Annotated in this window: 9 protein-coding genes and 3 pseudogenes; 3 read left to right on the forward strand and 9 right to left on the reverse strand. The window is 45.6% G+C overall.

All coding sequences use genetic code 11. The features are described 5' to 3' along the window. Positions 1–42: 42 nt before the first annotated feature. From G7Y90_RS06665 to G7Y90_RS06675, 3 genes and pseudogenes are all read left to right on the forward strand, one after another. A pseudogene (locus G7Y90_RS06665) lies at positions 43–1,638 on the forward strand (DNA translocase FtsK); the annotation flags it as partial. Between the two features lie 215 nt (positions 1,639–1,853). Further along, a complete protein-coding gene (locus G7Y90_RS06670) occupies positions 1,854–2,855 on the forward strand; it encodes an amidase (RefSeq protein ID WP_250163729.1) in 1,002 nt (333 codons plus the stop codon). 17 nt (positions 2,856–2,872) lie between these two features. Next, on the forward strand, positions 2,873–3,343 hold the full coding sequence (locus G7Y90_RS06675) for an amidase family protein (protein WP_250163730.1): 471 nt from the start codon (positions 2,873–2,875) through the stop codon (positions 3,341–3,343). 97 nt (positions 3,344–3,440) lie between these two features. Here the strand turns inward: G7Y90_RS06675 and G7Y90_RS06680 are convergent. The 9 genes and pseudogenes from G7Y90_RS06680 to dapC all read right to left on the reverse strand — a co-directional run. Continuing rightward, positions 3,441–4,266, reverse strand: a pseudogene (locus G7Y90_RS06680) (DODA-type extradiol aromatic ring-opening family dioxygenase); the annotation flags it as partial. Positions 4,267–4,407: 141 nt separating this feature from the next. Further along, positions 4,408–4,879, reverse strand: a pseudogene (rlmH, locus tag G7Y90_RS06685) (23S rRNA (pseudouridine(1915)-N(3))-methyltransferase RlmH). Positions 4,880–5,008: 129 nt separating this feature from the next. Beyond that, positions 5,009–5,557 carry a DUF421 domain-containing protein gene (locus G7Y90_RS06690; protein WP_201553054.1) on the reverse strand — a complete coding sequence of 183 codons (549 nt, stop codon included), beginning with the start codon at positions 5,555–5,557 and terminating at the stop codon, positions 5,009–5,011. A 147-nt stretch (positions 5,558–5,704) separates the two neighbouring features. Next, complete coding sequence (locus G7Y90_RS06695; protein WP_250163731.1) at positions 5,705–6,220, reverse strand: ABZJ_00895 family protein; 516 nt, start codon at positions 6,218–6,220, stop codon at positions 5,705–5,707. Positions 6,221–6,263: 43 nt separating this feature from the next. Next, a complete protein-coding gene (locus G7Y90_RS06700) occupies positions 6,264–6,722 on the reverse strand; it encodes a D-alanyl-D-alanine carboxypeptidase (RefSeq protein WP_250163732.1) in 459 nt (152 codons plus the stop codon). A 119-nt stretch (positions 6,723–6,841) separates the two neighbouring features. Further along, complete coding sequence (locus G7Y90_RS06705; RefSeq protein ID WP_250163733.1) at positions 6,842–8,281, reverse strand: D-alanyl-D-alanine carboxypeptidase; 1,440 nt, start codon at positions 8,279–8,281, stop codon at positions 6,842–6,844. Positions 8,282–8,400: 119 nt separating this feature from the next. Next, a complete protein-coding gene (locus G7Y90_RS06710) occupies positions 8,401–9,006 on the reverse strand; it encodes a 3'-5' exonuclease (RefSeq protein ID WP_201553060.1) in 606 nt (201 codons plus the stop codon). Positions 9,007–9,040: 34 nt separating this feature from the next. Then, on the reverse strand, positions 9,041–10,981 hold the full coding sequence (locus G7Y90_RS06715) for a DUF294 nucleotidyltransferase-like domain-containing protein (protein WP_250163734.1): 1,941 nt from the start codon (positions 10,979–10,981) through the stop codon (positions 9,041–9,043). A 157-nt stretch (positions 10,982–11,138) separates the two neighbouring features. Next, positions 11,139–12,407 carry a succinyldiaminopimelate transaminase gene (dapC, locus tag G7Y90_RS06720; protein ID WP_201553079.1) on the reverse strand — a complete coding sequence of 423 codons (1,269 nt, stop codon included), beginning with the start codon at positions 12,405–12,407 and terminating at the stop codon, positions 11,139–11,141. Positions 12,408–12,445: the final 38 nt, after the last annotated feature.

Here is a 12,445-nt window from a genome sequence, read left to right on the forward strand (position 1 = left end):
GTACCTGAGGGCGATAGTAGCAATCATATCACTGACATGATGCCAGAGGATGATAGCGCTGAGGATGTCAATGCGCCCGTTATGCCAGATATTAGTGATGATGCCGCCTTCAGTCAAAAATCACGTTCGATGCAAACGGCTGCCTATCGTAGTAGCCTAACGCCTATTCCAGAGATTTCTATTTTGGATAAGCCAGACCCTGATCGTAAGCCCAGTTATACCGTCGCCGAGCTTGAGCAATTATCAGAGTTACTAGAGATTAAGTTACAAGAATTTAATGTAAAGGCGAATGTGGTCAACGCCATTCCGGGTCCTGTTGTCACCCGCTTTGAAGTCGAGCTTGCTGCTGGTGTAAAAGCCAGTAAGGTTACCGGTATTTCACGTGATTTGGCGCGCTCGTTATCGATGGCGTCTTTGCGTGTGGTTGAAGTGATTCCGGGTAAGCCGTATATCGGTATCGAAGTACCCAATAAGCAGCGCGAAATGGTACGTTTGATTGAGCTACTGAATACCGAAAAATTCCAAGATCCCAAAGCTCAAATCAGCATGGCGATGGGTAAGGATATCGGTGGTAATGCCATCATTACTGACCTTGCACGCGCGCCGCATATGTTGGTTGCTGGTACTACAGGTTCGGGTAAATCGGTATTGGTCAACTCGATGCTATTATCGATGCTACTCAAATATACGCCAAATGAGCTGCGTCTCATTTTGATTGATCCAAAGCAGCTTGAGCTTGCCAACTATAATGATATCCCGCATCTATTAACACCAGTCGTCACCGATATGACTGAAGCGGCCAGTGCTTTGTCATGGTGCGTGGCAGAGATGGAACGTCGCTATCAACTGATGAGTTTGCTCAAAGTGCGTAAGCTTAATGAGTTTAATAAAAAAGTCATTGCTGCTGAAAAATCGGGCAATCCGATGCTTGATCCTTTGTGGCGACCTAATGACAGCATGAGTATCAGCCAAGCACCGAAGCTAAAAACCTTGCCGATGATTGTCATTGTCGCGGATGAGTTTGCCGATATGATTATGCAGGTTGGTAAACAAGCCGAAGAGCTTATCACCCGTCTTGCACAAAAATCACGCGCAGCAGGGATTCATTTAATGCTGGCTACCCAGCGTCCATCGGTCGATGTAATTACTGGCTTGATTAAAGCCAATATTCCTGTGCGGGCGGCACTACGAGTGAACTCAAAAGTAGATTCGCGGACGATTCTGGACAGTGGCGGTGCCGAAGACATGCTGGGTAATGGTGATATGCTCTTTCTAGGACCTGGGCAAATTGAGCCAGATCGTGTGCATGGTGCCTATGTCAGCGATGAAGAGGTCAACCGTGTTTGTGACGCGTGGCGCGAACGCGGTGCGCCTGATTATATTGATAATATGGCAGGCAACTTTGAACTGTCTAGTCCTAGTGGCGGTGGTAGTACGGCGAATGCATCTGGTGAGGATGACGATCTTTATAACGATGCTGTGGCCTTTATTATGGAGACGCGAAAAGTTTCTGCTTCTAGTATCCAGCGTAAATTTAGCATCGGCTATAACCGTGCCGCACGTATCGTAGATTCCATGGAGGACGCGGGGTTGGTCAGCTCAATGGGCAAAAGCGGTAAGCGTGAGCTATTAATGTAGCGTTTAGACTTTATTAGACAATAAAAAAGACGAGTCACAGAAGTGGTTCGTCTTTTTTATCGGAAAAATATGATAACGCTCATGTCTGAATGACCAATCAGTTTTTTTATCAATTATCAGCACTCGTTTTTTATACTAAACTGACCTTTGTTGATAGCATAAATATCACTCAATTTTCAGAAATTTTAGGTTTATTACTCAGCAAGGACGCTACTATGTTTAAAGAATATACCCAATATGATGCCATAGCATTGGCGGCATTGGTCAATGCAGGTGAAGTCAGCGCTAAAGAGTTGTTAGATGCTGCCGTCTATCAAGCCAATACACTCAATCCCAAATTAAACGCCATCATCCATCGTTTTGATGACCGTGCTTATCATGCTGCACAGGCGGGATTACCCTCAGGTATATTCAATAGTGTGCCTTATCTGCTCAAAGATTTGTCATTTAGCTTTGCCGATGAGCCAATCACGATGGGCAGTCGTAGTGTTAATATCATCTCTGAGAGCGACAGTGAAATCGTCAAGCGAATGAAAGCCACAGGTGTGAATACCTTTGGCAAGACCAATACGCCAGAATTTGGTTTAATCATTACCACTGAACCAAAAGCCCATGGTGCGACTCATAACCCTTTCAAAAAAGGTTACAGCTCTGGCGGTTCATCGGGCGGTAGTGCAGCATCAGTAGCGAGCGGTATCGTACCGATGGCGGGCGCGGGTGATGGTGGTGGCTCGATACGCTTCCCTGCTGCTTGGTGCGGCGCGTTTGGACTCAAACCCAGCCGTGGTCGTAACCCGATAGGCCCTAAATTCGGGGAAGGCTGGGAAGGTGCAGTCGCAGATCACGTGATTACCCGCAGCGTACGTGACAGTGCCGCGATGCTCGACGCTACAAATGGCGCAGAGATTGGTGCGCCTTATGTCATCGCGCCACCTGATGGCACATTTTTGCAAGCTGCGATGCGCGCACCAAGGCAATTAACCATTGCCTTGCATCAACAGCCATTGATTGCCAATACTGTGGTGGATAAAGAAGTGTTAGCCGTATTAGAGCAAACGGCTAAGCAGCTAGAAGCCATGGGTCATCGCGTCATACCCGCTGAGCCGAATATCAATATCGAGCAGTTTTGGCATGACTTTATGGTGGTGGTCTGCACCCATACCGCTTTTACCATAATATTGAGCGTGACTTTGGGGCAGAACATATCAAAAACCTAGAGCCACAAACCTACAATATGGCATTGCTGGGTCGCTCATTATCAGCCGTTGATTTGGCGCATGCTAAGCATGGTTGGCATCACAGTCAGTATCAAACTGGCTTGCTACTTGAAACCTATGATATGATTTTATGTCCGACCGTGCCGACACCTTCAGTTAAGCATGGTGTATTGCCACCAAGTGTTATGGATGAAATGCTCATGCGTAGCGCAGGATTGCTCAATAAGGGCATCGATATGGGTAAGTATGCCTTTAGCTCAGGTATGATCGAAAAGCTTAGTCAGCCTGTGCTGGGCAAAATGGCCTTTACACTACTGGGTAATATCACGGGATTGCCAGCGATGTCATTACCGGTAGGAATGAGTAAAAAAGGTTTGCCAATTGGGATGCAGCTGATTGGGCGTATGAATGATGAAGCGACATTATTCAGTGTGGCAGGGGAGATGGAGCGAGCAGGGTTGTTTACCAAGGCAGCCTTTGAGAAGTAAGTTTGCATTCTATCGATTAAGTAATGATTACTCAATCAAATCGATAAATATCCATGCCCAAGCTATGATGCGCCATGCTTTGATGGACAACTGAGACACGCTGACCTGTACCTAAGGCAAAAAACAATGGCAACAGATGCTCGTCACTCGGATGAATATCTTTATAGTCAGGATATTGCTGCCAATCTAAAGCACTAGGAATGTCTGTTTTGAGCTGTTGTAGCAGCCATTGCTTAAATGCTTTAGCCGTTTGGTCAACACTATCTGCTTGCCAGCGTAATGCTTGCAGATTATGGGTAATGTTACCTGAACCAATGATAAGTATTTGCTCTTCACGTAGGCGCGCTAGCTGCGCACCCAATTGATAACAGGCGATACTGTCATAATGCTGCGGTAGAGAAACCTGTACGATAGGTATCTCAGCCTCTGGATATAAGTGGCTGAGCGGTGCCCACCCCATGATCGCAAGCCCGCACCGGATTGACGCTACAAGTAATACCGCGTGCAGTGAGCTGCTGGGCAAGGGATTCAGCAAGTGCTGGCTGACCAGATGCAGGGTATTGAAGCTCATATAGCTCAGGTGGAAAACCTGAAAAATCGTGCCAAGTCTTAGGTTGCGGATTACTGCTCATTTCGAGTTTGGCGGATTGCCAATGCGCTGACATAATCAGGATGGCACGTGGCTTTGGTAAGTTTTGCCCAATACGTGCCAGTGCACTGGTCGTGGCAGATTGCTCAACAGCAAGCGTGGGTGCGCCATGCGAGATAAACAATGCTGGTAGCTTAGCCACATTTGACCCTAAAGCAGATACATCTGTCCAAACGCTAGTCGCCGTAATAGGCGTTGACGAATGAGAGTACGAGTCATCAGGCTGATGAATTGAATGAGGGGCGTTAGGTGTCGCATGTTTTGGATATTTCATGTAGCGTTTATTAGGGCGCGCCGCGATTTTTCAATCGCTTCTATCATTGATATTGTTGCCCATAAACTATCAGCACAGAATATCGGCAAAAAATATTAGCACAGAGTATAGCAGTGTTTAATGACTGCTTAATTACCACGATTAAGGATGATTGTTGTTGATACTCATCGCGCGATACAATTGTTCCATTAGCACAACACGTACCAACGGATGCGGTAATGTCAGCGCTGATAGTGACAATTTTACATCGGCTTTGGCTATACTTCTGGCGATACGCCGTCTGCACCGCCGATCACCAGTGCATATCATCGCCTTGCTGCATGCCATCAGCTAATTTATCAGCCAGTCCTTCTGTGGAAATCATTTTACCTTTGACATCCAATACCCATAGTTGCTCACGCCCTGAGGCATTGTGAGCGGCTAATATTGCCTGTCCTTCTTGCTCACGGTATTGTGCCAAATTGGCATCAGACGGGTTTTTTGCACGCTTTGCGGCAGCAATTTCCACGATTTCTGTGCTGAGCATAGGCTGGATACGCTTAAAATACTCATCGAACCCCGTCTGTACCCATTTAGGCATTTTATTACCGACGGTTAAAATCCTTACTTTCATAGCCAGTACCACTTTAATTTTAGTCATTAGTAAAATGTAACAAAAAAATTTTACGCTTAAGTGAACGTAACAAACAAGATTCTACGAAGCTTTTTTTATGCTTTACTAATCTTGGATAAACAATAGGTCTTACATCAAAGGCTGTATGGTTTGTGAGGCAGTATCTTCTGTATTTTGGTCATTATTGCTAGCATCAGTTGGGCTAGGTTTTGGAATAATAGTAAGCTTGGCATCCGATTCAAAAACGATGGCTTCAATATCATCAAAGCTATTCATGCCTTCGGAGCGCATCGCACATTCAATCTCTTGACGAGTCAGCCGCTCAGCGCGCATGGCATCTGGCAAAAACTGCCCCTGATAAAAAACAATACGCGGCTCTGACAAAATAAAACTGCTAAATTGCGGTGAGATAGAGGCGTATTTCGTAACTAAAAACTGCAATAAATAAAGTACTAAAATCGATGAAACTCCTTCGACAAAAGGAATGTCTTTGAGCAAAATAGTACTGGCACCAAGTGAACCGATCATCACGGTGACGATCCAATCAAAATTATTGAGCTGCGAGGTGGAGCGTTTACCTGAGACTTTGGTCACCAGTACGATCAACACATAAACCATGACTGTCGTCAAAACGATGCGTCCAAGCTTGTCTATATTGTCAAAAAAAACCATGTCCATGATAAATGCTCCTATTAAAATATAAAACCGTTAATCACCCACAATCATTCAAAAGGTTACTCATTAAAGTTAGCCTAACGGATTTTATGTATTAATAGGAAGAAAAATTTGTAGCACCTTGTAGAAATTCGGCTGAGGTTTCCTCGCTCACATAGTTTTGCGTTTAGGGTCAAGCAGGCGATTGATCGCCCAAAGACTGATGCGAACACTGACCAGTGTCAGCACCAATATCATCACCAGCGATGAGACCAATGGCAATGGTTGCTGGACGGCCATCTCCAGTAGAACTTCGCGATTTACCGCATCAAACAACCAAAACCATATGGCTAAGAAGTAAATGACAGTCAGTAGCCCGACCACCGCGACGCCGCCAAACATTAAGCGATTGATTTCACCGCTATTCAATGCGCGCTGCTGATGTTTGACAAATTTATGAACCGCGATATAAGCGCCGATAATGATAGACAATACCGTTACTAGTTGCGAATTCACAGCAAGCTTGGTTTGAATCATCATAAATATTGCGCTGGCAAGCGTATAGCCTATCGCGAAATATCCTATATATTGTGCCAATTTAGGCTGCGCTGACTCATGGTTTTTCGGCAGCGGCTCGCCACCTGAATGAGTCTTGGATTTATTGAGATTGGTTGTCTTGCGTGACATAAGTGAACCTTTATAAAGGTGAAAAATAGGATGTGAAAAACACTTAATGCTGCGCCGTCCAATCAAGCATCGCATCTAGCACGGGTCTGGCTGTATAAGCGTTATGTGCTTGCTCACTATTGATGAGTCCAACCACGACATAATCCTGTCCTGACAATCCTTTGACATAGCCTGCCATCGAGGTGACGTTGTTTAAGGTACCTGTTTTTATCCACGCACGACCAATGGCTGCTGATTCTGGTAGGCGTTCACTATGAGCGGTAATGGTGCCACTGACGCCAGCGATACCTAACGAGTTGACGTAAGCGTCAAAACTTGGATGGCTATAAGCATAAGTTAATAGCTCGCTTAGGTTGGCGGCTGTTATGGTGCAGTCGCGGCAGAGTCCTGAACCATTGGTCAAATAGGGCGGCGGTGTGCTTAGATTGGTCTGCCACCATTGATTAATAGTCTGTAATGCGACAGGATAGCTCGTCGCAGTCGGCTTGCCAAATTGATACAAGCTATGTGAATGATTAATAGCTTTATCGAGTGTTTTTTATCAACTTTGTCATAAACACCAATCGATAACGCCACTTGCTCAGTCATCACATTGTTTGAAAAGTGATTGATATCGTAAATCTACTGCGTCAAATTCAACGATGGGTAGCTGACAATAGGCAACGGTGATATAGGAAGTGCTGTCAGACCATGCGTTAATTTGGTGCTTTTCGTTGTAGTGTAAGGTGCTTCTTGAGTGATGACACTACCACTCAGCGTATTGCCTAGCTCTTGCCATTTTGCGGCAATAACGCGTGCGGCAAAATCTTTGGCATCAGGATAAGCCACATAAAAAGCATGCTCTTGGCAGCTGTTTGGCAAATGAGTATTTAACACCAATTGTTTTGCTTGCCACTCAGGTGCGAGACTATAACGCGCTTGCCCACAGGCCGCCGAACGTGTATTTATGATGCTGGGCAAATCATAATTTGCTAATTTTGGTGTATAAGTCAGATTTGCTTGGACATTGTTTAACGGATAGCTTTTGATACCGATGGTACTAAAATTCACCAAAAAACCATCGGGACTGGCGTTATAAGGACGCAGTGGCGAGTTATCAAAGGCAGCAGGGTCTTTACTGACATTTTTAAAGACGCCACTGTCAATGATAATGTCACCGTCGATATGACGGATGCCTGACGACTGTACTTTATAAAGGAGCTGTTTTAAACGCTCGTGAGTCATTTTTGGATCGCCGCTGCCTTGGATAATCAAATCGCCATGCAGACGGTCGCCGATGACAAGGCCTGTATGATAGACACGGGTATGCCAGACAAAATCAGCGCCTAGGGTGTCTAAAGCAATAAAGCTGGGAACGAGTTTCATGGTGCTGGCAGGCGTGCGAGCGATATCAGCTTGATGGTTCAGTAATGGTGAAAATGAAATTTTTATGGAGGTATTATCAGTACTGATGTCACCAGTTTTATTATTACTGTTACTGGTGTTGTTGTCGTTAATGACAGCTGTTTTTGCCTTATCACCCAATATCGTCGGGATGCTTTCTAAGCTTTGATAAGTGTAAGGGTCATCGGTGTAAGCATGCAGTTTTTTCTCATGCTTTTCAATGGTACGCTGCTCAATAGTAATCAGCGTACTCTGTTGGCGCACATGGTTATTACTGGCTTTGTTATTATTATTTTGCGTGGTTTTTTGAGAGTTACTTTTTATATTAGCATTTATATTGGCAGTCGGTTTTGGCTGAAGAGCGGGTTTAGGTGAGCGGTGCGTGCTGCTGCTATCAATAACCTGAATGGGAGCGGGCAGGTGACTGGCATTTTTATCACCGACTGGTGTGACGATAATACTAATATCAGCTTCTGTTAAATCGGCTCGTGATAATGCTGCTTCGATGGCTTTTGGTAGTGCTGCTTGTGCATGGATGGGCAATAGTGTCGCCGTTGCTAATAACGCCATGATAGGTACGTATTTAGCAGGCGGCTTCGACAGTCGCAGATAACGAGAAAAAGGAAGTAATTTGGCAGTAAAAGCAGAGGAATGACGGAGTTTAGAGGTGGGTCGCATGAGCATCTTTCATCAGGTAGCAAAAACAGCCTATGGTAACATGAGTTGCCGTTTTCGCGTAGATGGTAGGCGTGGTTGAAAACCTGTTTTTATCTGAATGTTCAAACTACGGACGCACGCTAGCGCACATGTAAAAATGCCATGGCAGTCATGATCGCATCGTTATAAGCATCATGGGCGCCTAGCTCGGGTATATTATAATGCGCTAAAATATTGGTCAGATGCTGCGCTTGGCTAGATAGTCCTTGGGTTTGACCACTCCTGCGCCGACTATATAAATGGCGCAAATCTATGATTTCGTTGGGCAGCGCTGTGCCCATATAGCGTTTGACCAGAGGGTTTAAAAACGCTGTGTCTAAACTCGTACAAAATCCCACAATCGGGCGATTGCCTATAAATGGCAACAACAGCGCCAGCATCTCATCGTAGCTCATACCATGCTCAACGTCGGCAGTACGTAGACCGTGAATCACAATGGTGTCACGGTCTGGCATCACAGGTGGTCTGCATACGATATGCATGCCATTGCCAGTGTCGATTGTATTGTCATTGATATGAATCGCGGCGACAGACAGTAAATGGTGATTTTTTGGATTGAGTCCCGTCATTTCACAGTCAATCGCTACCCACTGCTTAGCCAAAGGCTTGGTAAACATCGATGCCAATTCTGGACGCTGTAGCTGCGTTTTTTGCCAAGCGCAGGATAACTGTGTTAGCCAACTCATAGTTGTCGCTCATCCATTTATGCGATTGTTTTACTTATGCGAGTTCTAGTTGATAATGCTGACGTAGCTGGTTTTTAAAGCTTTTAACAACGGCCAAACACTCTTTTAATAAGTCGCGCTCAAGCGCGGTCAAGGTCATTGGGTTGACTTGCCGTGCATGTTTATCATCGGTTGATAGGGCGACGGATAGGCGCTGTGCCATAAAAAACTCCAAGGCCTCTAATAGAGTATCTGCGCGCTCTTGGGTCAAGGCGCGCGCTTGTACCAAAGCTTTAAGACGATTTTTACTACTGGGCAGCTCTAAGATATCGTTTTCTAATGCCAAGGTACGAATACCATGAACCAGTGGAAAGATACCGGCTTTCTTTAGATCAATGTCTTCTGACCCGGATTTACCACCGAGCAAAGGCACGAACTTTTGCCACCACTGATTGACATCACCGAACTGTAGCGCGGCGCGCGCGAACTGGCGTACAAACATAGGGTCTGACTGCCTGTGGGCAACCTTTAAATGTTGACGCACCTGAGTCAATAATGACTCATCTCCGCAGACATATTCGCCATCGAGTATGGCGGACAAGTAAATACCATGCATGGGATCCGTATTTCTAAACCATAAACCAATCTGGGCATTAAACTGTTTTAGCGGCTGTCGCCACATAGGGTTGGTCATCATGATATTACCATCGCACAGTGGATAACCGAGGTCTGCTAAATGCTGATTAAAAGTATCCGCAAATTGTGCCAGATCAGGGTGAGTATAGCCGTCACGTAAGATGAGCGCATTGTCTTGGTCAGTACGCATGATTTGCTCACCGCGCCCCTCGGAGCCCATCACGATCAGGCAGGTATTTGTCATGACCTCATCAGGCACGATAAGTTGCCAGAGCTTGGTAAATACCTGTGCATTCAAGGTCTGTACCATGCGGCTGATATTACCGATTTTGACACCGTTTTGATGTTGTGCGCGAATGTAACGACCGATAAGCTCGACGGCAGTATCTAAGCTCGATAAGTCTTTTGCCTGCTCGATTTGGATACTAATGAGCTGTGAATGATGACCAATATGCGCAAGCATATCGCTTTGTCCCAATATACCGACGACATCCCCATTTTGATCAATCACTGGTAGCCGATGGATGCGATAGCGGGTCATGGTCAATAATGCATCGCCAATCTCATCACTGGCTTTGATGGTACGCAGGTTAAAATTAGCATAGCGCTGGCATGGGGTAGTGGCTGGATCTTGCTGGTCACTCACGGCGCGGCAAATGTCGGTATCGGTCAAAATGCCCAATAGATGACCAGTACCAAATCGCACCTCTCCCTCGTTTTTTAGGTGGTCTAAGGGTTGCACCAGTACGTGTTTTAGCCCCGCTTTCGTCATGATAGACGCGGCTTCGTACAAGCTGTTATTAGCGTTGACGATATGGACTGGCAATAGATTGACATCAATGACGGGCTGCAACATGATTTGCTGCACTTCTTGTTGGTCATTGTAGCTGGCAGAGACTATGGGTTTAGTATTGCGGCGCTGCTGTAATGCTTTTAGCCGTTCGGGCAATTTGTCTGACAGCATTTGGCGCACTAGATGATTTTGGGCGCTTATTTTATCGACTGCGCTACCAGCGACTTGGAGCAACAAGGTATCATCCTCAGCGGCTCGAAACTGATAGGTCTGCAGCGCTTTAGTATTAAGGCTATTTTCAGTCAATGATTCAGGCAGACGACGGCTGTCGAACCAATCGTTATTATTGAGATGGTCGGAGTGGTTACTACCCAAGTAAGAGGCAACAAACTCACCATCAAGCAATTGCTCAATCTGCCCTTTAACCACATACAGATATTGCAACTCTTCGGCAGTTAGATGCTCATTTTTGGCAAGGTAGCGGATTTGAGTGTTTTTTCTGATGCTTTGGCGTTCAGCCAGACTCAATACGTCAAAGGGCGGCTGGGTAAAATCAAGATGGGGCATGGCATCATCCTTGATGGCATATTGAGTAAAAGATAATTGATGATAAAATACACTTTACTATAGCATTATTAAAGCAAAAAACCTCTAACAACCACAGTAATATTGTGGCTATTAGAGGTTGCTGTTTTTTTGAAAATTTTACGTATAAAGCGACTGCTTATGCGCCTAGTAATTTCCGAATACGGTTTATTGCTTCGCGGCTCTCATCAACACTCGCAACAAGCGCAATGCGCACATAGCCTTGCCCAGGGTTTTTGCCATCAATATCACGTGACAGATAGCGCCCTGCTAGTGCGTGAATATTGGCCTGCTCATACAGTGCTTTGACAAACCGCTCATCATCCCCATTGAACGGCTCAGGGACCTTTATCCAAAAGTAAAATCCAGCCTCAGGCATTCGTAACTCTAGTAGTTCACCAAGCTCAGACATCCACAAGGCAAACTTTTCTTGATACAGAGCGCGATTGTGTGCCACATGCTTTTCATCTTGCCATGCAGCGATCGAGGCGAGCTGATGTGGTATCGGCATCGCACAGCCTTGATAAGTACGATATTGCAGGTAAGCTTGTAAAATATTGGCATCACCTGCCACAAACCCTGAGCGCAAACCAGGCAGATTTGAACGCTTAGATAAAGAGTGAAAGACAATACAGTTTTTGAAATCATGACGACCGAGGGCAGCGCAGGCTTGCAATAGTCCAATCGGTGCCGTATCAAAATACAGCTCGCTATAGCACTCGTCACTGGCAATAATAAAATCGTACTGATCTGACAGACGAATGAGATACTCCCAATCATCCATCGTCATGACTGAGCCCGTCGGATTGTTCGGACTACAAACAAACAGCAACTGCGTGCGCGCCCAAACGTCTTTTGGTACGGCGCGATAGTTACCTTTAAAGTCATCGTCCAGTGTGCAAGGCACAAAATAAGGCTCGGCTTGCGCCAGTATCGCTGCACCCTCATATATTTGGTAAAAAGGGTTGGGCATGACTATTGTAGGAGCAGTCGTAGGAACAGTCGTAGGAGAAACGGCAGATAACGGGTCAGAGCCAGACAGCGGACTACTCTCTGTATCGCTTACTTTATGATCAACGACTGCTTGTACCAGACTAAAAATAGCCTCGCGTGTGCCCATTACTGGCAATACTTGCGTATTGGCATCGACATGGTTCAAAAAGAAGCGTTTTTCTAGCCAATGCGCGATGGTTTGGCGCAGCTCAAACATGCCATTAGTCGTTGGATAACGACTTATTTTGTCCAAATTTTCACGTAGTACGTCCAGCACGAACGCTGGTGGCTCATGTTTTGGTTCACCAATACCGAGCTTGATTTCACTGTAGTCATGGGCTGGCACACTGTTAGCAAGCAATGTTGCCATCTTTGCAAAAGGGTAAGGATGCAGGTACGTTAAGTTGTGATTCATAAGTAGGGTAACTATAATAGACAATTAATAATAAAGTT

It is taken from the genome of Psychrobacter sp. WY6, from assembly GCF_018448495.1.
In the GTDB taxonomy this organism is placed as follows: Bacteria; Pseudomonadota; Gammaproteobacteria; order Pseudomonadales; family Moraxellaceae; genus Psychrobacter.